General features: G+C 64.1%; 21 protein-coding genes. 15 read left to right on the top strand and 6 right to left on the bottom strand.

Annotated features, from left to right (window positions below; all coding sequences use genetic code 11):
- Positions 1 to 252: 252 nt before the first annotated feature.
- The 5 genes from NKJ46_RS27920 to NKJ46_RS27940 all read right to left on the bottom strand — a co-directional run bounded on the left by NKJ46_RS27920 (position 253) and on the right by NKJ46_RS27940 (position 6,521).
- Positions 253 to 717 carry a Ros/MucR family transcriptional regulator gene (locus NKJ46_RS27920; protein WP_352669322.1) on the bottom strand — a complete coding sequence of 155 codons (465 nt, stop codon included), beginning with the start codon at positions 715 to 717 and terminating at the stop codon, positions 253 to 255.
- 164 nt (positions 718 to 881) lie between these two features.
- The gene (locus tag NKJ46_RS27925; RefSeq protein WP_352669325.1) at positions 882 to 1,586 is read right to left on the bottom strand and encodes an ROK family protein; all 705 of its coding nucleotides are present in this window, start codon (positions 1,584 to 1,586) and stop codon (positions 882 to 884) included.
- Between the two features lie 19 nt (positions 1,587 to 1,605).
- Positions 1,606 to 2,982: a glucose-6-phosphate dehydrogenase gene (gene zwf / locus NKJ46_RS27930; protein WP_352669327.1), complete on the bottom strand. Its 1,377-nt coding sequence runs from the start codon at positions 2,980 to 2,982 to the stop codon at positions 1,606 to 1,608.
- 22 nt (positions 2,983 to 3,004) lie between these two features.
- Positions 3,005 to 4,021 (bottom strand): phosphogluconate dehydrogenase (NAD(+)-dependent, decarboxylating), encoded by a 1,017-nt coding sequence (gnd, locus tag NKJ46_RS27935; protein WP_352669330.1) that lies wholly within the window; start codon positions 4,019 to 4,021, stop codon positions 3,005 to 3,007.
- A 100-nt stretch (positions 4,022 to 4,121) separates the two neighbouring features.
- Positions 4,122 to 6,521 (bottom strand): glucan 1,4-alpha-glucosidase, encoded by a 2,400-nt coding sequence (locus NKJ46_RS27940; protein WP_352669333.1) that lies wholly within the window; start codon positions 6,519 to 6,521, stop codon positions 4,122 to 4,124.
- Positions 6,522 to 6,739: 218 nt separating this feature from the next.
- On the opposite strand from NKJ46_RS27940, the gene NKJ46_RS27945 reads away from it, so the two are divergent.
- The 5 genes from NKJ46_RS27945 (at position 6,740) to NKJ46_RS27965 (ending at position 13,436) form a co-directional block, all read left to right on the top strand.
- Positions 6,740 to 7,753 carry an ABC transporter substrate-binding protein gene (locus NKJ46_RS27945; protein WP_352669335.1) on the top strand — a complete coding sequence of 338 codons (1,014 nt, stop codon included), beginning with the start codon at positions 6,740 to 6,742 and terminating at the stop codon, positions 7,751 to 7,753.
- Between the two features lie 47 nt (positions 7,754 to 7,800).
- Positions 7,801 to 9,321 (top strand): sugar ABC transporter ATP-binding protein, encoded by a 1,521-nt coding sequence (locus tag NKJ46_RS27950; protein ID WP_352669338.1) that lies wholly within the window; start codon positions 7,801 to 7,803, stop codon positions 9,319 to 9,321.
- A 1-nt stretch (position 9,322) separates the two neighbouring features.
- A complete protein-coding gene (locus NKJ46_RS27955) occupies positions 9,323 to 10,297 on the top strand; it encodes an ABC transporter permease (RefSeq protein ID WP_352669339.1) in 975 nt (324 codons plus the stop codon).
- Between the two features lie 2 nt (positions 10,298 to 10,299).
- Positions 10,300 to 11,247: an ABC transporter permease gene (locus NKJ46_RS27960; protein WP_352669341.1), complete on the top strand. Its 948-nt coding sequence runs from the start codon at positions 10,300 to 10,302 to the stop codon at positions 11,245 to 11,247.
- 119 nt (positions 11,248 to 11,366) lie between these two features.
- The gene (locus tag NKJ46_RS27965; protein ID WP_352669343.1) at positions 11,367 to 13,436 is read left to right on the top strand and encodes a 3-hydroxyacyl-CoA dehydrogenase NAD-binding domain-containing protein; all 2,070 of its coding nucleotides are present in this window, start codon (positions 11,367 to 11,369) and stop codon (positions 13,434 to 13,436) included.
- Between the two features lie 8 nt (positions 13,437 to 13,444).
- Here NKJ46_RS27965 and NKJ46_RS27970 read toward each other — a convergent pair whose 3' ends face one another.
- On the bottom strand, positions 13,445 to 14,257 hold the full coding sequence (locus NKJ46_RS27970) for a helix-turn-helix domain-containing protein (protein WP_352669345.1): 813 nt from the start codon (positions 14,255 to 14,257) through the stop codon (positions 13,445 to 13,447).
- Between the two features lie 114 nt (positions 14,258 to 14,371).
- On the opposite strand from NKJ46_RS27970, the gene NKJ46_RS27975 reads away from it, so the two are divergent.
- The 10 genes from NKJ46_RS27975 (at position 14,372) to NKJ46_RS28020 (ending at position 25,388) form a co-directional block, all read left to right on the top strand.
- Positions 14,372 to 15,502: an ABC transporter ATP-binding protein gene (locus NKJ46_RS27975; RefSeq protein ID WP_352669348.1), complete on the top strand. Its 1,131-nt coding sequence runs from the start codon at positions 14,372 to 14,374 to the stop codon at positions 15,500 to 15,502.
- Positions 15,483 to 16,646 (top strand): ABC transporter substrate-binding protein, encoded by a 1,164-nt coding sequence (locus tag NKJ46_RS27980; protein WP_352669351.1) that lies wholly within the window; start codon positions 15,483 to 15,485, stop codon positions 16,644 to 16,646. Before NKJ46_RS27975 ends, NKJ46_RS27980 begins: the two co-directional genes overlap by 20 nt.
- Positions 16,647 to 16,711: 65 nt before the next feature.
- The gene (locus tag NKJ46_RS27985; protein ID WP_352669354.1) at positions 16,712 to 17,575 is read left to right on the top strand and encodes an ABC transporter permease; all 864 of its coding nucleotides are present in this window, start codon (positions 16,712 to 16,714) and stop codon (positions 17,573 to 17,575) included.
- On the top strand, positions 17,575 to 18,387 hold the full coding sequence (locus NKJ46_RS27990; RefSeq protein WP_352669357.1) for an ABC transporter permease: 813 nt from the start codon (positions 17,575 to 17,577) through the stop codon (positions 18,385 to 18,387). The genes NKJ46_RS27985 and NKJ46_RS27990 overlap by 1 nt, the downstream gene beginning before the upstream one ends.
- Positions 18,388 to 18,399: 12 nt before the next feature.
- Entirely contained in the window at positions 18,400 to 19,161 is a 762-nt protein-coding gene (locus tag NKJ46_RS27995) for an SDR family NAD(P)-dependent oxidoreductase (RefSeq protein ID WP_352669360.1), read from the top strand.
- Positions 19,162 to 19,306: 145 nt separating this feature from the next.
- Positions 19,307 to 20,512 (top strand): 3-oxoadipyl-CoA thiolase, encoded by a 1,206-nt coding sequence (gene pcaF / locus NKJ46_RS28000; RefSeq protein ID WP_352669362.1) that lies wholly within the window; start codon positions 19,307 to 19,309, stop codon positions 20,510 to 20,512.
- Between the two features lie 152 nt (positions 20,513 to 20,664).
- A complete protein-coding gene (locus NKJ46_RS28005; RefSeq protein WP_352669365.1) occupies positions 20,665 to 21,696 on the top strand; it encodes a BMP family protein in 1,032 nt (343 codons plus the stop codon).
- A 205-nt stretch (positions 21,697 to 21,901) separates the two neighbouring features.
- On the top strand, positions 21,902 to 23,392 hold the full coding sequence (locus NKJ46_RS28010; RefSeq protein ID WP_502903466.1) for an ABC transporter ATP-binding protein: 1,491 nt from the start codon (positions 21,902 to 21,904) through the stop codon (positions 23,390 to 23,392).
- The gene (locus NKJ46_RS28015; RefSeq protein WP_352669367.1) at positions 23,392 to 24,447 is read left to right on the top strand and encodes an ABC transporter permease; all 1,056 of its coding nucleotides are present in this window, start codon (positions 23,392 to 23,394) and stop codon (positions 24,445 to 24,447) included. Before NKJ46_RS28010 ends, NKJ46_RS28015 begins: the two co-directional genes overlap by 1 nt.
- Positions 24,444 to 25,388: an ABC transporter permease gene (locus NKJ46_RS28020; protein ID WP_352620589.1), complete on the top strand. Its 945-nt coding sequence runs from the start codon at positions 24,444 to 24,446 to the stop codon at positions 25,386 to 25,388. Before NKJ46_RS28015 ends, NKJ46_RS28020 begins: the two co-directional genes overlap by 4 nt.
- Positions 25,389 to 25,400 lie beyond the last annotated feature (12 nt).

Raw genomic sequence — 25,400 nt, forward strand, 5'->3', positions numbered from 1 at the left:
CATTCAACCCTCCTTCGGCTTTTCCGGCCGAAATAGAATCGAGCTTCGCCGCAAAGCGCAACCCAGATGTGTGAATGCGATAGGTGAAGGACGGGGAGAGGGGTCGCCAGCGTTGCGGCCAAGCCCCTTCTCCCCGTTCTTTACGGGGAGAAGTGCCCGGCAGGGCGATGAGGGGCAGCGCCACGATGGCAATTGGTGCTGCTACGGGATGCAGAGACCGCCGTTCGCAGGCCGATCAAATACCAACGAAGCCTAAGCCGTCGCCTTGGCCTTCCTGCCTCTGCCCTTGACGGGCGCGGGCGGGGCGGCTTTGCGGCCGAGGCCGATCGCCTTGGCGAGCTGCGAACGCGAGGCCGCGTAGTTGGGGGCGACCATCGGGTAGTCGGACGGCAGGCCCCATTTGGCGCGATAGGCGTCTGGCGTCAGGCCGAAATGAACGCCGATATGGCGCTTCAAGGATTTGAACTTCTTGCCGTCCTCGAGACAGATAATGTAGTCCGGCGTCACCGATTTCTTGGGATTGACGGCAGGCGTCAGCGGCGCGGCGACCGGCACTGCCGGTTGCCCGAGCCCGCTTATGGAAGCGCTGACGCTGGCGATGAGATCGCCGAGGCCGGAAGCCGGCAAGCGGTTCTTCTCGACATATGCGGAGACGATATGGGCGGTCAGCTCGAGCAGGTCGATGTCTTTGCGAGCGTTGTTGGTGTCGTCGATCAATCTATTTCTCCGTCCGTGGGGGTCGCAGAAATTCCTAGTCGGCAAATCTGCGCAATGCAATGACGCCGCACCACGTCACACATTATTTTGAATAATAATACTAACGGCAGCGCGGGATTAACAACCCTGAGCCGGTGCTCGATAATATCAGGCAATCAGCAATATCAGATAATCAGGGATTTGTCGCGCCACAGTCGAAATCCGCCTTCGAAGGCGCGTGTGTTGTCGCCGCGTCTGCAATCGGCGGGCAAGTCGGTGAGTTCATCGACATTGCCGCCGCCGATGACCACGTAATCCGGCTGCATGGCGGTGCGAAGCCGGTCGACGACGTCGAAGACGTATTTGCGCCATTTCTTCTTGCCGCGCTTTTGCAGGCCGCGTTCGCCGACATAGTCTTCGAAACTGCCGCGCTTCTTGTAGGGAAGATGGGCAAGCTCCATCGGCTGGGCGACGTTATCGACGATCATCGCGGCGCCCAGGCCGGTGCCGAGGCCAAGGAACAGCATGCGGCCGCCCTCATAACTGCCGATGGCCTGCATAAGCGCATCGTTGACGACTTTCACCGGCTTGCCGAACTCAGCGGCGAAATCGCAGCCGACCCAGCCCTTGCCGAGATTGGCGGGTTCGATCAAAGGCCGGTTGTGGTACGCCGGGCCCGGATAGCCCATCGAGACGACATCGTAGTGCAGCCCTTCGGCGAGCGTCTTCACCGCCGCGACCATCTGCTGCGGCGTCAGCTCCGGTCCGGAAGCGGTTCTGCGCTCCTCTGCGGCGGCGCTGGTGCGGATCTTGACGTGCGAGCCGCCGATATCGATCGCAAGCACGATCTTTTCGGCATCGGGTGCCGGTTGCTTTACTGCTTTCGCCATGGCCGTCGCCTCCCAGAAATCATGTCGCTGGATTGATCCAGCCGTTCGGCGGCCCGAATCCAGCCATGGCTTCGGCCGGCCCCCATGTCTTTGGCGCGTAGACGGGAGGCGGCGTGGTGTCGCCGAGCACCGGGCCGACGATGCGCCAGGCGAGCTCGCTGGCGTCCTGGCGGGTGAACAGCTGGCCGTTGCCGTTCATGGCGTCGCCGATCAACCGCTCGTAAGGCGGCATGTCGCCCTTCGAATCGTCGAGCGCGGTGAGCTCGACCTGTTCGCCGACCATGTCGTCGCCGGGTGCCTTGCGCCGGGCTCCGATCGAGATCGCCACCTGCGGATCGATGCGGAAGCGCACGTGATTGCAGTCGCCGGGCTTGATTGGATCGAAGACGTCGAGCGGCGGCCGCTTCAGCCGCACGATGACCTCGGTGGCGTGCACCGGCAGGGATTTGCCGGCGCGGATGAAGAACGGCACATCCTGCCAGCGCCAGGTATCGACGAAAAAGCGCACCGCCGCGAAGGTCTCGACCGGCGAGTTCGGCGCCACGCCCGGCTCGTTGAGATAGCCGTCGAACTGGCCGCGCACGACATCGTCCCTGGTCAGCGTCCGGATCGCCCGCAGCACCTGCACCTTCTCGTCGATCAGATCGTCGGCCGAGCGGCCGACCGGCGGCTCCATGGCGAGCAGCAACAGGATATTGAGCAGGTGGTTTTCGATGACGTCGCGGATGCAGCCGACCTCGTCATAGAAGCGGCCGCGCCCCTCGACACCGAAATCCTCGGCCATGGTGATCTGCACGCTCTCGACGTAATTGCGGTTCCAGATCGGCTCGAGGAAGGAATTGGCGAATCGGAAATAGAGCAGGTTCTGGATCGCCTCCTTGCCGAGATAGTGGTCGATGCGAAAGATCGACTTCTCGTCGAAGACCAGATGCAGCACCCGGTTCAGCCAGCGCGCCGACTGCAGATCGTGGCCGAATGGCTTTTCCACCATCAGGCGCGCGCCTTGGGCGGCGCCCGACTGCTCCAGCCCCTGGACGACCACCTCGAACATCGGCGGCGGCACCGCCAGATAGTGCAGCGGCCGCTCAGCGCTGCCGAGCGCGGTCTTCAGCTTCTCGAAGGTCGCAGGCGCCCGGTAGTCGCCGCTGACATAGCGCAGCAGCGATGCAAGCCTGGCAAAGATATTGTCGTCGATGCTGCCCAAGGCGTTGACGATGCCGTCGCGGGCGCGCGCCTGCAGCTTGGCGAGGTCCCAGGGATCGAAGGCAACGCCGATCACCGGCTCGTTCAGCGTCCCCTTGGCCACCATGGCGTAAAGGGCAGGGAAGATCTTCTTGTGGGCGAGATCGCCGGTGGCGCCGAAAAGCACCAGCGTGTCCGATCGTTCCTGGCTCATGAGCGTGCCTCCCTGTCGCCCGTCACGCGCCGGCCTTGGGTTTTTCGACATGGCCGCCAAAGGCATAGCGCATGGCGGACAGAAGCTTGTCGGCGAATTCGGATTCGCCTTGCGAGGAGAACCTGTCGAACAGCGCCGAGGACAGCACCGGCGCCGGCACGCCGGTGTCGATCGCCGCCTTCAGCGTCCAGCGGCCTTCACCGGAATCCGAGACCCGCCCGCCGAACTGCGTCAGCGACGAATCGGCCTTCAGCACGCCGGCCGTCAGGTCGAGCAGCCACGAGCCGATGACGCTGCCATGCCGCCAGACCTCCGCCACCTCAGCGATGTCGATGTCGAACTGGTAATATTGCGGGTTTTCGAGCGGGCTGGTTTCGGCGTCGGCGGTGCGCTGCCTTTTGCCGGCATTTGCCGACTTCAGGATGTTCATGCCCTCGGCATAGGCGGCCATGACGCCGTATTCGATGCCGTTATGGACCATCTTGACGAAATGGCCGGCGCCGCTTGGTCCGCAGTGGAGATAGCCGAAGGGCGCGGTTCCAGCATCCTTGGCAGGGACGGGCGAAGCGGCGTCGACGCCGGGCGCCAGCGTTGCGAAGACCGGGTCGAGATGCTGGACCGCGCTGTCGGGGCCGCCGATCATCAGGCAGTAGCCGCGCTCGAGGCCCCAGACGCCGCCGCTGGTGCCGACATCGACATAGCTCAAGCCTTTCAAGGCGAGGCGCGCGGCGTGGTCGACGGCCTCGTGATAATAGGAATTGCCGCCGTCGATGATGATGTCGCCAGGTTCCATCAACGCGGCCACCTGGTCGACGATCCTGCCGGTGATCGCCGCCGGCAGCATCAGCCAGGCGCTGCGCGGCTTCGCCAGCTTGCCGACGAACTCCTCCATCGAGGCGGCTCCGACCGCGCCGGCGCTCACAAGCGCGGCGACGCTCGCCGGGTTGATATCGTAGACGACGCATTCGTGGCCATCACGCAGCAGGCGCCGAACCATGTTGGCGCCCATCCGGCCCAGTCCCATCATTCCTATCTGCATGGTCTCGTCCTGCCTTACTTGAGGGATCGATGATCTAGTGGCGCTGTTATTGAAGCATGATCTTTTCCGAAAACCGGTCTCCACTTTGCGGGATCATGCTCTATCCGGTATCGCCGATGCCGACAGAAAAATCAGCGTTCTCCCAACCGTCGGCATCGGACCAGAAGAATGTGAAGACAATGCTATTGCCCGGAGCAAGCTCGGCAACCGGCAATTCCGCAAGATGGATGCCGAAAGCGTTCGCGGCGGTCTCGGTGTCATGGACGGTTGCCCAATTGTCGCTGCTCCAATGAACCACCGCCCGGGCCAGAAGTTCGATGCGCAGCGCCTTGCCTGTCGGCATGGTACGGATCTTGTGGTTGAAGCGCCATGCCCTGAAGCGCGACACCGTCCTGCCCTCGATATAGCGCTTGACGCCTTGCGGCGGCATGTCGAACACCGTGCCGTCGCGCAGCGACCGCAGCAGCTTGATGTGCTCGGAATGCGCCCAGACCAGCGGCTTGGCGCTGCCGGAGGGCCCGCCATGCCGCAATTCGCGCTCCGGCATGTCCGGACCATCCCAGACCTGCTCCGGCAGCAGGCCGCCCGGTCCGGCAGAGTTCTCGAACGTCCTGAGCAGGCTTGCCGCGCTGTCCTCGCGTCCGGCCGCCAGCTCGTAATGGGCGCGCTCGCCGACCAGAAGAGGCCAGGGCCGACCCTGGCCGGTTCCATCGAAGGGTGCGCCGTCGGCATGCTCGCCATAGCCATCGCCATTGTAGCGGTACCAGAGCGGGCCCTGCGGCAGTTCGCAGCGCAATTGCGCGTCGATGACCTTGACCGTGTCGAGGATGCGCGGATCGTCGGCTGCCCTCAAGCCGAAGCGGACCAGCGCCAGCGCATCCGGGCTAACAATCGCTTCGGCCGGCCGATCCGTATCGCCGGGTGGGCGGTTCTTGATCGGCACAAAGCCGTCCTTCGGCGATGCCGCGCCGGCGGTGTCGGGCGGGGCGATGCGGACATAATAGCCTTCGACGCCGGCTTGCTCGCATGCGGCGGTGCCGGCGACGTAGGTCCAGCGCTCGGTCTGATCGTTCCAGACATCGGCAGTCTCGCGCAGATAGTTTGCCGGCTCTGTTTTGCCGGCGGCATCGAACATGTCGGCAGCCGCAAGCAGCGCGGCGATCTCGACCGCAAGCGTGAACGGGCTGTAGCCGGCGTCTTCTTCCCAGCGGTCCTCGCCGGTGACCGGGCCATTGCGAACGACATAGGCGGCAGCGCGCTCGATCATCGGCATGAAGGAGGAGAGTACCGCAGCCGGCAAATGCCCGGCGCGGCGCAGCGCGTCGGCGAGCAGCAGCGGGAAGGCGCATTCGTCCATCTGGATGCCCGGCCAATAGACCGATCCGTCGAGCCAGGCGTTCTGCGGCCAATGGCCGTCCGGCTGCTGGATCGCGCGCAGATAGCCAAGGATGCGCAAGGCTTCCGCCGGGTCGCCGGCGGCGAGGAAGCCGCCGGCGGTTTCGACCAGATCGCGCGGCCAGACCAGGTGATAGCCGCCGAGATCGTCGTCGCCCTTGTTGAAGCCCCACGGGATCGACAGGCTGGCAACCGCGGCTCCCGCCGACGACCGGTGTGTAGCCAGCACAGCCGTGCTGAGGCGGTAGCTGTTGAGGCAGGACGCCGCATGCCGGTCCAGCGGCAGCAATCCGGCCTGCCATTGGCGCCATTTGTCGATGTAGGATCTGGCTGCGGGCCCAAAACCTTGCCTCAGGCTGGCGAAAGCCGTTTCCGCCGCCTGTTGCGGCGTCGTGCCGAAGCCGAGCGCCAGCAATATTTTTGGGTTCGCGGCCGAAAAGCCGATCTCGCCGGTCAGCGCGACATTGCCGTCCTCGGCCCTGCGGCAGGCCGGATCGAGCCGGCCGCCTTGACGAAGCTGCTGCCAGCCGTCGGAGACGCCGACATAGCCGGCCGAGCACGCCTTCCACGGCAGCGACGAGGCGAGCGCCAGGCAGGTGCCGCGTCCCGATGCAAACAGGACAGGCTGTCCTTCATGGTCGCCGATCCAGGCGGTGTTGCCCATGCCGGCGTTAACGAGGTGTGGAGCCAGCAGCGCGTGGACGCGGTAGTCGGCGGCAGCGCCTTTGAGCGGCGTGAACATGATCTCCTGCAGCAGGACGGGACGTTCCGGATCCGTCAGGATGCGCTTTTCGATCCGGTAGGTTCCATCGCTTGCGGTGTTGACCAGCCGGTAGGCGGGCACCGCGTCCTCGAGGGGTTCGATGTGATGCTCGGCGTCGCGCTTTTCTTCCGAGAAATAGCCGTCGGGTCCGGTGACGATCAGCCCCAGATCGCGGGTGCAGGCGCTATCGAGGCGGGGATAGTAGATCTCGTTGAGGATACCGTGGCTGATGGTGAACCAGATCGGGCAGGCCAGCGAGAGCGCGGTGCCGACGCCGCTCTTGGCGCTCGACGTCCAGCGCGCCGGAATGCCGGGTGCACCCGGGGCAAGATTCGCTGCCATTCAATCGATCTCCAGTGCCATCCCTAGACCAGGAGTCGAACCGGTTTCAATGATTGCACCGCAAGTTGATCGCCGGCCATGGATTGCTGTTGACAGCTTGTCGCCTATCTGCATTTGTCTGATAATAGATAAAAAACAAGATTGTGAGCGTATCAGCCATTACCCACCAGCCAGCCATTAACCACCAGTAAGACAGCAACTCACGGGAGGAGTATGACATGAAGAAAATATTCGTTTTGGGCGCCCTTGCGGCAATGCTCGCCGCAGGCACCGCGCTTGCCGACACCAGCGGCAAGAAGATCGCCTTCTCCAACAATTACGCCGGCAATTCGTGGCGGCAGGCGATGCTGGACAGCTACGCCATCGTCACCAAGAAGGCGGTTGCCGACAAGGTAGTCGGCGCCGCGGACGTCTTCACGACGGCCGACAAGGAAGTGCCGACGCAAGCAGCCCAGGTGCAGAACCTGATCCTGCAGGGCTATGACGCGATCGTGATCAACGCGGCGTCTCCGGATGCGCTCAACGGCGCCATCAAGCAGGCCTGCGACGCCGGCATCGTCGTCGTCTCCTTCGACGGCATCGTCACCGAACCCTGCGCCTACCGCGTCGTCGTCGACTTCAAGGACATGGGCAAGCAGGAAGTCGAGCAGATGGCCAAGTTCCAGCCGAAGGGCGGCAACCTGCTGGAAATCCGCGGCCTCGCCGGCACCTCGATCGACGATGCCATCCATGCCGGCATCCTCGAAGGTGTCGCCGCCCACCCCGAGTTCAAGATCGTCGGCTCGGTGACCGGCGACTGGGACCAGACCACGGCACAGAAGGCCGTCGCGACGATCCTGCCGTCGCTGCCGGATGTGGTCGGTGTCGTCGACCAGGGCGGTGACGGCTACGGCGCGGCGCAGGCCTTCGCCGCCGCCGGCAAGCCACGCCCGACCATCATCATGGGCAATCGCCAGGACGAGTTGCAGTGGTGGAAGGAGCAGAAGGAAAAGGACGGTTACCAGACCTGGTCGGCATCGATCGCACCGGGCGTATCGACGCTTGCCTTCTGGGTGGCGCAGCAGGTGCTCGACGGCCGCACCGACGTGCCGCACGACCTGCTGGTGCCCTATCTTGCCTTCACGCAGGACGATTTCGAGACCGCACTGCCGAAGATTCCGAAGGGCGGCGTCGCCAGCCACGAATACACGCAGGAAGACGCCATCGCGGCGATCAAGGCCAACATCAAGTGAGCATGGCACTATTGTTGCCGCCACAGATAACCGGGTATCGTTGAGGGATGCCCGAGGCCAATGCAGACATCATCAGGCCTGACGGCGCCGTAAAACCTTTCGGCGCCGTCAGTTTGGACATCATAAGACTGGACGGCGCCGAAAAACATTTCGGTGCCGTCAGGGCGCTTGCCGGTGTCGATTTCAGCGTTCGTGCCGGAGAATGCGTCGGTCTCGTCGGCCATAACGGTGCCGGGAAATCGACGCTCATGCATATGGTGGCGGGCACGCTTACCCCGGACGGCGGGCGGATCGCGGTCCGCGGCGGCGTCGAGGCAAGTTATTCGGTGCCGCGCGCACAGCAGCTCGGCATACGCTGCGTTTTCCAGGAACTGTCGCTCTGCCCGAACCTCAGCGTCGCCGAGAACACGCGGATCAACCACGCGTCGCTTAATGGCTTCGGCTGGCGGCGCAAGGCGGCCGATCTGATCGCCGCCAAGCTCGACGAGATCTTCCCCGGCCACAGCATCTCGGCATCCGACATCGTCGGCGACCTTTCCATCACCAGCCGGCAGATGGTGGAGGTGGCACGCGCCTTCACGGTCACGCAGGAGCCGCTCGAACTGGTCATCCTCGACGAGCCGACCTCCTCGCTCGATGCGCATACCGCGGGCCAGCTGCTGGCGTTCGTGCGCCGCTTCATCGCCGCCGGCAAGAGCTGCATCCTGATCTCGCATGTGCTGGGCGAAGTGCTCGGAAACGCCGACCGCATCGTGGTGATGCGCGACGGCAAGGTGGTCGCCGCCGGACAGGCCTATCAATTCGACCGCGACAGGCTGGTGACGGCGATGGGCGGAGCGGAGGCGCGCGAGAAGGCCGCCGCAGAGATTGCGAGCGGCAAGCCGGAGCCCGGTCCGCTGCGGGTCCGGGCGCGTCCGGCGCGACAGCAGGACGGCAACGAGCTTGTCGCCCATGCCGGTGAGATCATCGGCCTTGCCGGACTTGCCGGGCATGGGCAGACCGACCTTTTGCTGGCGATCTTTGCCGCGGCTTCGCGTGCCAAAACCGGCATCGAGGTCACCGCGCCGGTGGCGCTGGTTGCCGGCGACCGCCAGTCGGACGGCATTTTTCCGCAATGGTCGATTGCCGAGAACATCGGCATCCGTTCGCTTGCGCGATTGCGCAACGGCCTCTTGATCTCGCCGCAGCGCGAAGCCGAGCTCGCCGAGTTGTGGCAGCGGAAAATCGGCATCCGTACGCCCGACATGAACAACAACATCTTCTCGCTGTCCGGCGGCAACCAGCAGAAGGCGCTGTTCGCGCGGGCGCTCGGCTCCGACGCCAAGATCGTGCTGATGGACGATCCGATGCGCGGCGTCGACATCGGCACCAAGCTCGAAGTCTACGACCTGGTGCGCGAGGAGGCTCGCCATGGCCGCACTTTCCTCTGGTATACCACCGAAACCGAAGAGCTCGACAATTGCGACCACATCTATGTGTTCAAGAACGGCCGGATCGTCGCCAACCTTCGTCGCGACGAACTGACGGAGGAAAAGATCATCCAGTCCTCGTTCGGCGACGCGGCCTGAGATGACAGCGGTATCCATCGAGAATGGGCTAAAATCTTCGGCTCGCGCCACGAGGCGGGCGCGCATGCTGCGCAGCCTGCTGCCGGCACTGTCGCTGGCGCTGGTGCTCATCGCCATCGCCTGGCTCAACCCGCGCGCCATCAGCTACTTCGGTTTCAGCCTGATGCTCAATCTGGCGATCCCGATCGCGCTGGCGACGATCGCGCAGATGTTCGTCATCGCCGGCAACGAGCTCGATCTGTCGATCGGCACCTTTGTCGGCTTCGTCGGCTGCGTGACGGCGACATGGCTGAAGGACGCGCCGCTGCTCGGCGTCATCATCCTGCTCGGGTCGATCGGTGTCTACGCGCTGCTCGGCGCGCTGATCCATTTGCGCAACCTGCCCTCTATCGTGGTGACGCTCGGCATGAGTTTTGTCTGGCAGGGCATGGCCATCCTCATCCTGCCGAAGCCCGGCGGCAAGGCGCCGGACTGGCTGCTGGCGCTGATGGCCTTCAAGCCACCCTTCATTCCGTTCCCGATCATCGCCGCATTGCTGATCGCGGCCGTCGTCCACTTTGGCCTGATGCGCACTTCCTATGGCGTCATCCTGCGCGGATCGGGCGGCAATTCAGCTGCATTGAAGCGCGCCGGCTGGTCGCTGCTGCGCACCAAGATCGCGCTGTTTGCGCTGACCGGCCTGTTCGGCGTTTTGTCCGGCATGGCGCTGATCGGCATCACCACCTCGGCCGATGCCAATATCGGCAATGGCTACACGTTGCTTTCGATCGCCGGCGTCATCCTCGGCGGCGGCGAGTTCGTCGGCGGCCGGGTGTCGCCGATCGGCGCCGTCATCGGCGCGCTGACGCTGGCGCTGGCGGCATCGCCGCTCTTGACCTTCATGCACATTCCGCCCGACTGGCAGGTCGCCGCCAATGGCGCCATCCTGATCATCGTGCTGGCGGCGCGGGTGCTGATCAGCCGCAGGGAGAGGTGAGCATGGCCTCGCTGCGGACACTGCTCGCCAGACCCTGGATCTGGTCGTTCTTCGGGGCGCTGCTGGTATGGCTGGCGACCATCGCCTTCACCGGCGGCTATGGCGGCGGCGGCATGATCACGGCGGCGCTGTCGCTCGCCGTCTTCACCGTCATCGTCGGCGTCGGGCAGATGTTCGTCATCACGCTCGGGCCGGGCAATGTCGACCTGTCGCTGCCGGCCAATATCGGCCTTGCCAGCGCCGTCGCCATGAAGGTCATGGACGGCAATGATGCGATGATCGCGGTCGGACTGCTGGCAGCGCTTGCCTGCGGCATGGCGATCGGCGCCGTCAACTACCTGCTGATCTGGGCGCTGCGCATTCCGCCGATCATCGCGACGCTGTCGGCCAGCTTCGTCATCCAGTCGGTCGATATCAGCTATGGGCGCGGCTTGCAGATCAAGCCGCCGCCGGGCTTTGCCGATTTCACCAACTGGCAGGTGTTCGGCATCCCGGTGCTGGCGATCCTAACCGTGCTGTTCACCATCGGCGCCGGCATCGTTTTGCAGCGCATGATTTACGGACGCTCGGTGCTGGCGATCGGCCAGAACATCCGCGCCGCCTGGCTGGCAGGCGTCAAGGTCGGCCGCACCCGCTTCCTTACCTACACGCTGTCGGGCGCGCTCGGCGGCCTCGACGGCGCACTGCTCGCCGGTTATTTCCGCGGCGCCAACGTCGATATCGGCAATGAGTATCTGCTGGCCTCGATCGCGATCGTTGTCATCGGCGGCACGTCGGTGGCGGGCGGCAAGGCCAATGTGCCGGGGGTCTGGGGCGCGGCGCTGTTCCTGGTGCTGCTGTTGACCATGCTCAACACGTTCGGCGTCAGCGTCGGCGTCCGCCTGGTGCTGACAGGGCTGATCATCGTCGGCGTCATTACCGCCGCCGGTGGGCAGAAAGCGCTGCGCTGAGGCAAGGACACCCGACGGCGCGAGGATATCGATCCGGCCCGCAACACGTGGTTCCCATCCGCATGCCAGCGCTGTAAATCCCGTCGCGATATTGGCCAACATCATTGCATGAGGTTTGCGTGTCCGATTTCGTCAGCACTACAAGACACGGCAACGTCGCGCTGGTGAGCATCGACAATCCACCTGTCAACGCGCTGAGCTTCCATGTGCGCGAGCCGCTGATGCGGGCGCTCGTTTCCCTGCGCGACGAGCCGTCGGTGGGAGCAATCGTGATAGCATGCGCCGGGCGGACCTTCGTCGCCGGCGCCGACATCACCGAATTCGGCAGGCCGGCACAGCAGCCGGAATTGCGCGCCATTGTCGCCGTGCTGGAAACCATCACCAAGCCGACGGTCGCCGCCATTCACGGCACTGCGCTCGGCGGCGGCCTGGAACTGGCGCTCGGCTGCCATTTCCGTGTTGCCGACCGAGCGGCAAGGCTCGGCCTGCCGGAAGTCAAGCTCGGCCTGCTGCCGGGCGGCGGCGGCACGGTTCGCCTGCCGCGCTTGGTTGGTCCGCTGAAGGCACTCAGCATGATCGTTTCGGGAACGCCGGTCGGTGCGGCCGAGGCGCTCGCCGACGGCCTGGTGGATGCCGTCTTCGATGGCGACCTGATGGCGCAAGCGGTGAGTTTTGCGGCAGACATGGCCGCCAAAGGCGGTCTCTTCACGCCGGTGCGCGATCGCAACGATCGCCTCGACCAGGCCGACTTGCCGGCTTTCGACAAGCAGGCCGCAGCGCTTGCGGGCAAAGCGCGCGGTCTCGAGGCGCCGATCGCCTGTGCGCAGTCGGTCCGCAACGCCCTGACGCTGCCCTGCGACGAAGCGCTGGCGGCGGAGCGCGACCTGTTTCTCAAGCTTGTCGCCGGTGACCAATCACGCGCGCAGCGGCATTTGTTCTTCGCAGAACGTGAGGCGGCAAAGATTGCCGGCAAGGATGTCGTCAGGCGCAAGATCGCCCGGGTCGGCGTCATCGGGGCCGGCACGATGGGCGGTGGCATCGCCATGGCGTTCGCCAATGGCGGTCTTCCCGTAACCTTGCTGGAAACGACGCAGGAGGCGTTGCAGCGCGGACTGGCGACGATCAACAAGAATTATGCCGTTTCCGTCACCCGCGGATCGCTGAGCGAAGACGCCAAGCGCCAGCGGCTTGGGTTGTTCAAGGGTTCCACCGACTATGCCGACCTCGCCGATTGCGATCTGATCGTCGAGGCCGTGTTCGAGGAAATGGCGGTCAAGAAGGAGGTATTCGGCAGGCTCGATGCCGTGGCCAAACCGGGCGCGATCCTCGCCACCAACACCTCCTATCTCAACGTCAACGAAATCGCCGCTTCGACGTCGCGGCCGCAAGATCTCCTCGGCATGCATTTCTTTTCGCCGGCTAACGTCATGAAGCTTTTGGAAATCGTCCGCGCCGACAAGACTTCACCCGACGTGCTGGCGACCATCGTCGATCTGGCACGGCGGATCGGCAAGGTGCCGGTCGTCGTCGGCGTCTGCCACGGCTTCGTCGGCAACCGCATGCTGGCTGCGCGCGGTGCGGAACTGGAGACGCTTCTGCTGGAAGGTGCAATGCCGCGCCAGGTCGACCAGGTGTTCACCGATTTCGGCTGGCCGATGGGGCCGTTCGAGATGAGCGATCTCGCCGGCCTCGACATAGGCTGGCGCAACCGCAAGGCGCGTGGCCAGACGGCCGTGATCGCCGATGCGTTGTGCGAACAGGGGCATTTCGGCCAGAAGACCGGCAGCGGCTTCTATCGCTATGAGAACGGTTCGCGCACGCCGCTGCCCGATCCCGAGGTCGAGGCGCTGATCCGCAACAAGGCTGCCGAACGCGGCATTGCACCGCGCGCGATCGGCGCCGAGGAGATCATCGAGCGGACGGTCTATCCGATGATCAATGAGGGCGCCAAAATCCTCGAGGAAAAGATTGCCGCCCGGGCCTCCGATATCGACGTCGTCTGGGTCAACGGCTATGGCTTCCCGGTCGGCAAGGGCGGACCGATGTTCTGGGCAAGCCTCGAAGGCGTGGACAAGATCATCCGGCGGCTGGATCACTGTTACCAGCAGACCGGCAAGGACGTCTTTCGGGTGGCGCGCCGGCTCAGGCAGATGGCTGAAACTGGTTCCTGGGACGGCGCTGCCGGCTGAACTTGGGACTACCGAATCCGAGTGTCCATGATCTCGACAAAACGCGCGAACAGACCCGCCTGCGACTTTATCTTGAGCTTGCGGTAAATGTTGCGGCGATGGACTTTTACGGTTCCCGGCACGATGCGCATCGCCCTGGCAATCGATTCCGTGGAATGGCCCTGAAGCACCAGATCGACGACATGCTGTTCGCGCGGCGTGAGCGAAAGGCTCTTCCAGATGTGAGCACGTTCGAACTCGCTGACCGGAGCAATCGCCTCGTCTTGCTTCGTCCCAACCGGTCCGTCAGCCGGAAGGGTAGGCCAGCGCAGCCTGACGAGGCTGATCACCGCAGGCGCCATGTCGCGCAGCAACCTGGCATCGGCGGTTCCGAACGGCCCCGAAGCGCGCAATCGCATTAGCGAGACCACCAGCGCGTCCTTTCCCGGCAGCGGCACGAAGAAGCCGACCTCCTCCGCAAGCCTGGTCTGGCTGTAATAGGAGCGGTAATATTCGCTGGCATAGAAGCGGTCCGGCGCCAGTTCGCGCATGCGCCAAAAGCCTTCCTTGCGCTCGACTGCCGCATGGTGGAACGGATCGAGCAGATAAGGCCCTTCCTGATAGAGCGCGACGAAGACGTGGCTTTCGGCCGGCGAGAATGTCTCGAACAGCAGCGGCGGGCGTAAGGCGCCGCGATAGCCGAAGATCACGCAATGATCGAAGCTGACATGCTGGCGGAGCCAGGCGACCATTGCCTTGCCGAAAAGCTCGTCGCTCGTCTCCCGCGTCGCTGCGATGAGCGCAGCGAGCAGGCTGTATTCATCGCTGCGCGAAACGCCCAATTCATACCCCTCCAAACGAGAAAATAGACGAAATATACCACCTGGGAGGTATATACTAGCTGCCATTGGCTCTGATAGCGTTTCGAGGTTAGCTACCCGCAGGAGCCCGCAGCTTTGACCGCAGTGCCCGACATCGAGTTTCGCGGGGTCACCAAACGCTACGGCAGCGTGACCGCGGTCAGCGGCATCGATCTTGCCATCCCGCCGTCTGCCTTTGTCGCCTTGCTCGGGCCGTCCGGCTGCGGCAAGACAACCTGCTTGCGCATGATCGGTGGCTTCGAACAGCCAAGCGAAGGTGCGGTATTCATCCGTGGCCACGACATGGCCGGCACGCCGCCCTATCGGCGGCCGGTCAACATGGTGTTCCAGCAATATGCGCTGTTTCCGCATCTGGATGTGGAGGATAACGTCGCCTATGGCCTGCGACAGGCGCGGCCGCGCCTGTCGTCGCGGGAGATCAGCCTGAAGGCAGGCGAGGCGCTCGCCATGGTTCGGCTTGCCGGCTATGGACGCCGCAAGATCCATGAGCTTTCCGGCGGCCAGCAGCAGCGTGTCGCCCTGGCGCGGGCGCTGGTCAACAAGCCGGCGGTGCTGCTGCTCGACGAGCCCCTGGCGGCGCTCGACAAGAAGCTGCGCACCGACATGCAGATAGAGTTGCAGAACCTGCAGCGCGAAATCGGCATCACCTTCGTCCTGGTCACCCACGATCAGGAAGAGGCACTGTCGATGAGCGATTTCGTCTGCGTCATGAATGGCGGGCGCATCGTCCAGCTTGGGCAGCCGAGCGAAATCTATGACGAACCCGCCGACCTCTTCGTCGCCGACTTCGTCGGCAAGACCAATCTCTTGAGCGGCAAGGTCGTCGGGCTCTCGGGCAAGCTCGTCGAGGTGGCGCTCGCCGACGGCACAGTCATTGCCGCGCGCAAGCGCACTCCGCTAGCTCAGGGTGAAGCCGTTTCGGTCAGCCTGCGCCCTGAATCACTAAGCCTCGGCGCGCCCGGAAGCGGCCGGCTGGACGGCCTTGTCCGCAACCGGATCTTTCTCGGTTCGACCGCGGAATATGCAATCGAGGTCCAGGGCATCGGGACACTGCTCGCAAAGGCCGATCATCTGGTCGGCGGTGGAAATCTCTTCAAGCCGGGTGAACCCGTCGCCGTCGGCTTTACAGCCGGAACGCCGCTGGCGTTTCCGGAGAATAACGGGACCAACCAGAGGGAAAACAAAAATGTCGAAATCGTATCGTGACGGACTGCCGATAAGCCCTGAAAACTTCGTCGACCAATTGATGCGCCTCAAGCGCGGTTCCATCGGCCGCCGCGAGTTCCTTGGCCTCACCGGCCTAGGCATCGCAACGGCAGTAATGGCCCGCGAACTCGGCATCATGCCGTCGCCAGCCTTCGCCCAGGAGGGGCTTGGCGACCGCATGTCGATTGCCACCTGGCCCAATTATCACGACCCGGCGACGTTCGAGAATTTCAAGGCCGAGACCGGCGTTGCCGTCGAGGTCAACGTGTTCGGGTCAAACGAGGAGATGCTGGCCAAGCTGCAGGCCGGCGCCTCGGGCTGGAGCCTTTTCGTTCCGACCAACTACACGATCTCGACTTACAAGAAGCTTGGCATCATCGAAGCGCTCGATATGGCCAAGCTTGCCAATGATGACGGCTCGCAAGAAGACCCGCGCTTCACTGGGGAAGGCACCATCGACGGCGTGATCTACGCTGTGCCGAAGAATTGGGGCACCACCGGCTTTGCCGTCAACACCAAGAAACTGACCAAGCCGATGACGAGCTGGAAGGAATTCTGGGACACGGCCATGGCGGAGGGCGACGGCCGGGCCATGGTTCATGATTACCAGCTGACCACGATCGGCAACGCGCTGAAATATTTCGGCTTCTCGTTCAACTCGCTGAAGCCGGACGAACTCGCCAAGGCGGAGGAATTGCTGCTGAAGGTCAAGCCGCATCTGTTCGCGGTCTCCAGCGACTACCAGCCGTCGATGCGTGCCGGCGACGCCTGGATGACGATGTGCTGGACCAATGACGGGGCGCAGCTCCACCGCGACATCCCCGAAATCGCTTATGTGCTTGGCAAGGAAGGCGGCGAGATCTGGACCGACTTCTACGCAATCCCCAAGGATGCGCCGAACAAGCCTGCCGGCTATGCCTTGCTCAACTACTTGATGAACCCGAAAGTTGCGGTCAAGGAGCACCTGGCCAACGGTGCGCCTTCCACCGATGCGCGGGTCAATGCGCTGCTGCCCAAGGAGGTGCTGGACAATCCGATCCTCTATCCGGCGGTGGATCTGCTGAAGCCGCTCGAATTCGGTGCGGCTGCGACGCTAACCGATCCGGGCCGGGCCGAATTGATGGCACGCTTCAAGTCGGCTTGAACCGGGCGGGCCACAGGCAACTCCCCGGCGGACAGATGTCCGCCGGCACCGGGGCGGTTTTTTCAATGCGCAGCAATGCCCTTCGTCACAATCTCCTGACCGCCCTGCTGCTCGGTCCAGCAACCGCGTGGCTGGTGGTGTTTTTAGTTTTGCCGTTCGTGGCGATCGCCGTTTTCAGCGTCGGCGATCGGGCGCCGGAAGGCGGCTATCAGGCTGCTTTCACCTTGGCGCAATATGCCAATCTTCCGGCGCGGGCGACCGCCTTCTGGAACACCATGGTGCTGGCGCCGGCGGGCGCACTGGCCTGTCTTCTCGTTGCCTATCCGGTCGCCTATTACCTCGCTTTGCGCGCGCCGGAACGGTGGCGGCTGATCCTGCTGGCGCTTGTCGTCATCCCATTCTGGACCAGCCTGCTGATGCGAACTTATGCCTGGATGTATGTGCTTGGCGGGCGCGGCATCCCAGCTCTGCTGGCCTATGTCGGGATGGAGGACGTGCGGCTGATCAACACGCCGGGCGCGGTTCTACTCGGCATCGTCTATGGTTATCTGCCGCTGATGATCCTGCCGATCTATGTCAGCCTCGAGCGGCTCGACCGCCGCTTGCTGGAGGCCTCCGCCGATCTCGGCGCGACGCCGATCTCGACATTCCTCGGCGTGACGCTACGGCTGTCGCTGCCAGGTGTGATGACCGGCTTCTCGCTGGTCATGATCCTGCTGCTCGGCGAATATCTGATCCCGACGTTGCTCGGCGGCGGCAAGGTCTTCTTCATCGGCAACGCGCTGGTCGATCTGTTCCTGCAATCGCGAAACTGGCCATTCGGATCGGCAATCGCCATCACGCTTGTGGCTGTTTCCGTGGTCGTGCTGCTTGTCGCGAACCGCATTTCGACCCGGCTTTCGGGTGCCCGCCGGGTGGACCTGATCTGATGCGTGCCTTCGTCGTTGCGGTCTTTGCCTTTCTCTACCTGCCGATCGCGCTGGTGGTGCTGTTTTCGTTCAACGCCGGCCATCACGCCAGCGAGTTCACTGGCTTCTCTGTGCAATGGTACGGCAAGGCCCTGGCAAACCCGTTCCTGGTCGAAGCGTTGAAGAACAGCCTGTTCATCGCCACGACCAGCGCCTTGCTGGCGGCGCTGTGCGGCACGGCGGCCGCGCTTGGCCTGGCGCGTGTCGGCGCACGGACGCGAGCCGTGTTCGATGCGCTTTTGGGTGCTGCGATCGTCGTTCCTGGCGTCGTCATCGGCATCTCGACGCTTGTCGCGCTGGTCCAGCTATTCGGGGTGGTCAACCCGTTTGTCGCTTCACTGTGGCCGAACGACCAACCACCGCGTCTGGCGCTTGGCTATGGCTCGATCATCGCCGCGCACGGGCTGTTTTCGATGGCGCTGGTGGCGATGATTGTCGGCACGCGCCTCGGCAGCCTCGACCGCAATCTGGTCGAGGCCTCGAGCGATCTTTACGCCACCCCGCTGACGACGTTCCGCAGCATTGTGTTTCCGCAGATCATGCCGGCGGTGATCGCCGGCTTCCTGCTCGCCTTCACATTCTCCTTCGACGATTTCATCGTCGCTTTCTTCGTCGCCGGCGCACAGACGACATTGCCGATCTATGTCTTTGCCTCGATTCGGCGCGGGGTCACGCCGGAGATCAATGCCATTGCGACGATCGTTCTTGTCGCCTCCGTTCTGCTCGTGGTGCTTGCCCAATGGCAGTTGCGGCAACGAAAACCATCACACTGAAAGACAAAAAACATGATTCTGAGAGATCGCATCGCCGTGGTGACGGGTGCCGGGTCGGGGATCGGGCGTGCCGGCGCCATGATGATGGCCAGGGAAGGCGCGCTCGTGGTGATCGCCGACAGGGACCAGGCGGCGGGGGAAGCAACCGCTTCCGACATTCGTGCGGCCGGCGGTCGGGCCGAGGCCGTCGCCACCGATGTCGGCGAGGATGCGGCGGTCGAGCAGCTCATTGAAGGAACGTTGAGCCGGCATCGGCGGATCGACATCCTGCACAACCATGCCGGGATCCAGGTCGGCGGCACGCTGACCGAAGTCGGCGCCGACGGCATGGATGCCTCCTGGCGGATCAATGTGCGGGCGCAGTTCCTCGCGGCCAGGCTGGTCATGCCGTCGATGATCGCGCAGGGCGGCGGGGTGATCCTGAATACCGCCTCGAATTCGGGTGTGTTCTACGACCGCGAAATGATCGCCTACGCAACGTCAAAACATGCCGTGGTGGCGATGACCCGGCAGATGTCGCTCGACTATGCCAAACACAATGTCCGCATCAACGCGCTGTGCCCCGGCTGGGTCGATACGCCCTTCAACGAGCCGTTCATCAAGCAGATGGGCGGGCGGGCGGCGATCGAGAACTATGTCCGCACCAAGATTCCCATGCAGCGCTGGGCCAGCGCGGAGGAAATCGCCGAAGCGATCCTGTTCCTCGTCTCCGACCGCTCGTCCTTCATGACCGGCCAAGCGCTGGTGATCGACGGCGGCGAAAGCATCGGCTGATCCGCTACTCCCCGCATGTAGGAGCGGAAGATATCCTCTTGGCCTAACGGCCGGCGCCGAGATGTGCTTTCGTCTCAAGGAGAATGCGGCCAACATGGCTGGGCCGGGAGCAGAAATCGTCAGCGCAAAAGGGAAGGCTGCATAAATGGCCGAGGCCTATATCTGCGACTACATCCGCACGCCGATCGGACGTTTTGGTGGGTCGTTGTCGGCGGTCCGTGCCGACGATCTCGGCGCGATCCCTCTAAGGGCGCTTGTCGAGCGTAATCCCCGCGTCGACTGGGCTGCCATCGACGACGTCGTCTATGGCTGCGCCAACCAGGCCGGCGAGGACAATCGCAATGTCGCGCGCATGGCGCTGCTGCTGGCCGGCCTGCCCAAGGAGGTTTCCGGCTCGACCGTCAACCGTCTCTGTGGTTCGGGCATGGATGCGGTGATGATTGCTGCCCGCGCCATCAAGGCCGGCGAGGCGGAGCTGATAATATCAGGCGGCGTCGAATCGATGAGCCGCGCTCCGTTCGTGCTGCCGAAGGCAGAGACCGCGTTTTCGCGCAATGCCGAGATTTACGACACCACGATCGGCTGGCGCTTCATCAATCCGCTGATGAAGAAGCAATACGGCGTCGATTCGATGCCGGAGACCGGCGAGAACGTGGCGGAAGAGTTCGCTGTCTCTCGCGCCGACCAGGACGCATTTGCGGTGCGCAGCCAGGACAAGGCCGTAGCCGCACAAGCCAATGGCCGTCTGGCAAAGGAAATCACGCCGGTGATGATCGCGCAGCGCAAGGGCAATCCGGTCGTTGTCGACAGAGATGAGCATCCCCGCGGGGGCACGTCGATCGAAGCGTTGGCCAAGTTGCCGACGCCGTTCCGGCAAGGCGGCACGGTCACGGCCGGCAATGCGTCGGGCGTCAATGACGGCGCCGCGGCGCTGGTCGTCGCCTCGGAAACCGCCGTGAAAAAATACGGGTTGACGCCGATCGCCCGCATTCTCGGCGGTGCCACCGCCGGCGTGGCGCCGCGCATCATGGGCATCGGCCCGGTGCCGGCCACGCAAAAGCTGTGTGCCCGGCTGGGTCTAAAGCCGCAGCAATTCGACGTCGTCGAGCTCAACGAGGCCTTTGCCTCGCAAGGCATCGCCGTGCTGCGCCAACTCGGCATTGCCGAAGACGCGGAGCACGTCAACCCGAATGGCGGCGCCATCGCGCTTGGCCATCCGCTCGGCATGTCCGGCGCGCGCATCACCGGCACGGCGGCGCTGGAGCTGCGCGAACGCGGCGGCCGCTACGGCCTCGCGACCATGTGCATCGGGGTCGGCCAAGGCATCGCCGTGGCGCTCGAGAGATTGTGAGCAAGCGTGGGTTTGCCGGGCCATTTAATGGCGCGTTCCGCCCACTCAAATTTGACCATGTGGACAAAAGCCGGGCACCGCTCCATAGTTCCTTCGCCGATATTCCAGAGAAGAGAGCCGGCTCGACACGGCGCCAATCAGAGGGGCATGCAATGAACAACGGGAAGAGCAGAATCCAATCGAAACGCGACGGGCTTTCGCGCCGCAACGTGCTGGAACTGGGCGCGCTCGGCTTGGCGGCGGCGATACTGCCGGGCAGCGCCTTTGCCAAGACCAAGAAGCTGAAAGTGGCGGCGATCTTCGCCACGCCGATCGAGGAGCCGTGGGACAACCAGATCCACGTTGCCCTGCAGAAGGCCGAGAAGGAACTCGGCATCGAGTACAAATGGTCGGAGAAGGTGCAGACCGCCGATTTCAGCCGCGTCATGCGCGAATATGCGCAGGGCGGCTATGAGCTGGTGCTGGGCGATGCCTTCGCCGCCGAGCGCGAATCGCGCAGGACCGCCAAGCAATTCCCGAAGACCGCCTTCCTGTTCGGCTCCGGCGCCGGGCCGGCCGAGCCGAATTTCGGCGTTTTCGACAACTGGATCCACGAGCCGGCCTATCTGTCCGGGATGATTGCCGGAAAAATGTCGAAATCGGGCACGATCGGCGCCGTCGCGGCGATGGGCATTCCGGAAGTGAACCGGCTGGTCAACGCTTTCTTTGCCGGCGCCAGGGAGGTCAATCCCAACATCAAGAAGAAGGTCGCCTTCATCGGCTCGTTCTTCGATCCGCCGAAGGCAAAGGAAGCGGCTGTCGCCCAGATCGATGCCGGCGTCGACGTCATCTATGCCGAGCGCTTCGGCGTCATCGAAGCGGCGGCGGAGAAGAAGATCCTCGCCATCTCCAACATGTCGGACCAGTCGAGCCTCGGCCCCGACACCGTGATCACCGGGCCGGTCTGGGATATGTATCCGACCGTCGAGCAGGCGATCAAGCTGGTCAAGGCCGGCGTCTTCACCGCGCAGGATTACGGCGATTTCTCGCGCATGGCCAAGGGCGGCTCGTATCTCGCGCCCTACCACAAGTTCGACAAGACGCTGCCGGCCGAGGTCAAGGAACTGGTCGAGAAGAAGAAGGCCGAGATCCTCGACGGCAATTTCCGCGTCGACGTCGATGAGAATACGCCGGTCTCGGACTGAGATCCCTCCCCCTTAAGGGGAGGGTGGCCCGCAGGGCCGGGTGGGGTCCTCGGCGACGCGCTCCGTCGTCTTAAGTCAAAAGTCGAGGCAGCTGAGGTTACCCCTCCCGCCTCGCTTCGCTCGGCACCCTCCCCTCAAGGGGGAGGGATATCGGCGTCAACGCCACCAGGATCCCGCCTTGTCAACGCCTGCCCCTCTCATCGAAATGCGCGGCATCTCCAAGAGCTTCGGCGCCGTCAAGGCGAACGAAGCCGTCGATCTCAGCGTCGCGCCGGGTGAAATCCTCGGGCTGCTCGGCGAAAACGGCGCCGGCAAGACGACGCTGATGAATGTGCTGTTCGGTGCTTATGCGCCCGATGCCGGCGAGATCCTGGTGCAGGGCCTGCCGGTGGCGATCAACAGTTCGGCCGATGCGCTGGCCGCCGGCATCGGCATGGTGCACCAGCATTTTCATCTCGCATCGCGGCTTTCGGTGCTGGAGAACCTTTTGATCGGCATTCCCGGCAGATCGGGCCGGATCGACCGCGCCGGCGGGCTGGCACGGCTCGCCGAGATCGGCCGCCAGCATGGACTGACGCTCGACCCGGACCTTCCCGTCTCGGCGCTGGCGGTCGGCGAGCAGCAGCGGCTGGAAATCGTCAAGGCGCTGTTTCGCGGCGCAAGGCTGCTGATCCTCGACGAGCCGACGGCGGTGCTGGCGCCGACAGAGGTCGACGGACTGTTTTCGGCGCTTCGCTCGATGGCGGCACAAGGGCTCGGCATCATCTTCATCTCGCACAAGCTCAACGAGGTGCGGGCACTGACGCATCGCTGCGTCGTGCTCAGGCATGGGCGCGTTGCCGGCCGGGTCGATGCGCCGGCCAGCACCACGTCCTCGGAGATGGCGCGGCTGATGTGCGGCCACGAGATCGTGCCTCCGGCCAGGGGACCGTCGATGCCCGGTGCGGCCGTGCTGACCCTCGACGGCATCTCGACATCGCATCATTCCGGCATGGCGCTGCGCGATGTTTCGCTATCGGTTCGTGGCGGCGAGATACTCGGCATCGCCGGCGTCTCCGGCAATGGCCAGCGCGCGCTTGCCGAAGTGATTTCCGGCGTGCGAGCGCCCGATGCCGGGAAGATGACCATAGCCGGCAAAACGGTTTCGCGGTTCTCGCCGAGCACAGTCCAGGCGCTCGGCCTCGGCCGCATCCCGGAAGACCGTATGACGACCGGGCTGGTCACCAATCTGCCGCTTGCCGATTCCATGGTGCTGCCGCGCATAGGTACGGCGGCGTTCAGCCGCAACGGCCTGCTCAAGCCGGATGCGATCCGCGCCTTCGCCGAGGCGCAGATCAAGGCCTACGATATACGCTGCCCCGGGCCGATGACGCGCGCCGGGGCGCTTTCCGGCGGCAATCTGCAAAAGGCGCTTCTGGCGCGCGAGCTCGCTTTCGATCCGAAGGTGCTGATCGTTTCGCAGCCGACGCGCGGCCTCGACATCGGCGCGGCGCGCTTCATCCACGAAAAATTCCTCGACATGCGCGCCAAGGGCTGCGGCATCATCGTCATCGGCGAGGATCTGGAAGAGTTGCTGATGCTCTCGGATCGTATCGCGGTGATGTATGAAGGCCGCATCGTCGGCACGCTGGACAGCGCAGATGCCAGCGTCGCCAGACTTGGGTTGATGATGACCGGGGCGGAGGGAAAGGCTTGATGTTCCGTCTCGAGGCTCGCACCTCAACGCCCGCCTGGTTCAATCTGGCGCTGCCGCTGCTCGCCATCGGGGCGACGCTGATCCTGTGCAGCGGCCTCATCGCATTGGCCGGCGCCGGCGTCGTCGAGGCTTATGGTGTGATGTTTTCGGCGTCGTTGGGCGACAGCTACGCCGTCACCGAAACGCTGGTGCGTGCCACCCCAATGATCTTCACGGGGCTGGCTGTGGCCGTCGCTTTCCGCGCCAAATTCTGGAACATCGGCGCCGAAGGGCAATTGCTGGCCGGTGCGGTGGCGAGCTGTGCGGTCGGTGCAATCCCGATGCCGGGACCGCTCGCCATGCTGCTGATGGCGCTGGCGGGTGCCGCCGCCGGCGCGGCCGTCGCCCTGATCCCCGCGACGTTGCGGGTGAAATTCAGGGTCGATGACGTGGTCAGCTCGCTGCTGCTCAATTCGGTCATTTTCTACGCACTGATGGCGCTGATCGAGGGGCCATGGAAGGATAGTTTCAGCGGCTACCCGATCTCGCCGCCGATCGAGGATACGGCCAATTTTCCGGTGCTGCTCGAAGGCACGCGGCTGCATCTCGGCGTCGTCGCGGCGCTGGTCGCAGCACCCCTGATCTGGTTCGTCGTCGCGCGCACTACGCTCGGCTTCCGCATCAGGGTCACCGGCGAAAACCCCGAGGCTGGGCGCTATGGCGGCATCAATGTCGAGCGGGTGCTGATTTCGACGGCGCTGCTGTCCGGCGCATTGGCCGGCCTTGCGGGCGTCGGCGAGGTCGGCGGCGTGCATTTCCAGGTAATGAGCGACATCTCGCCGGGCTATGGCTATTCCGGCATCGTCGTCGCCATGCTGGCAAGGCTCAATCCGCTCGGCGTGGTGCCGGCGGCGATCTTCCTTGCTGCCGTCATGACCGGCGCCGAGGCGATGTCGCGGGCGACCGGCGTTCCGGCCTTCCTCAGCGACGTTATTCAGGGAACGGCGCTGCTCGCCATGCTGGTGGCGCTGCTGTTCACCGCCTATCGCATCCGCCGCGTGGGAACAGCCAAATGAGCGTGGTGCTGGAGCAAATCTTCCAGGTCGGCTTCCTGGCCGCGATCATTCGCATCGCCACGCCGCTTGCCTTCGCGACGCTGGGCGAAATGTTTTCCGAACGCGCCGGCGTGCTCAATCTCGGCATCGAAGGCATCATGCTGTTGTCGGCGATGACCGGCTTCACCGCGGCGAGCCTCAGCGGCAGCCTTTGGCTCGGCGTGCTCGCCGCCGTGCTGACCGGGGCGCTGATGGGCGCCGTGCACGCGCTGTTCACGGTGGCGCTCGGCCTCAGCCAGCATGTCTGCGGCATCGGCGTGACGCTGTTCAGTTCAGGCCTTGCCTACTTCCTCTATCGGCTGATCTTCGGCCAGCAATCGGTGCCACCGAACATCAAGGGGTTCGAGACGCTGCCGATCCCGATCCTGTCCGACATTCCGGTGCTTGGGCCGGCGGTGTTCAACCAGTTTTCGCTGGTCTACATGGCGATGCTGTCTATTCCCCTGGCCGCCTTCGTGCTCTACCGCACGCCATGGGGCCTGTCGGTTCGCATGGTCGGTGAAAACCCGCGTGCCGCCGATTCGGCCGGCGTCAGCGTCATCGCCACGCGCTTCCAGGCGGTGATCCTCGGCGGTGCCTTGATGGGGCTGGCCGGTGCCTTCCTGTCGATGGCGCAGTTCAACGCGTTCACCTTCGGCGTGGTTTCGGGGCGTGGCTGGGTGGCAATAGCGCTCGTCGTTTTCGGCCGCTGGGATCCATGGCGATCGGCAGGCGCGGCACTGCTGTTTGCCTTCGTCGATGCCTTGCAGTTGCGTATGCAGGCGAGCGGGCTTGGCCATATCCCCTACGAGGCCTTCCTGATGCTGCCGTTCATCTTCACCATCGTCGCTATGGCGGTGATGTCGCGCAATGCGGTGGCCCCGTCGGCGCTGCTCAAGCCGTTTAGGCGCGAAGAGCGGTAGCGGCGCTTCGCC

It is taken from the genome of Mesorhizobium sp. M0166 (assembly GCF_040322255.1).
GTDB lineage: Bacteria > Pseudomonadota > Alphaproteobacteria > Rhizobiales > Rhizobiaceae > Mesorhizobium.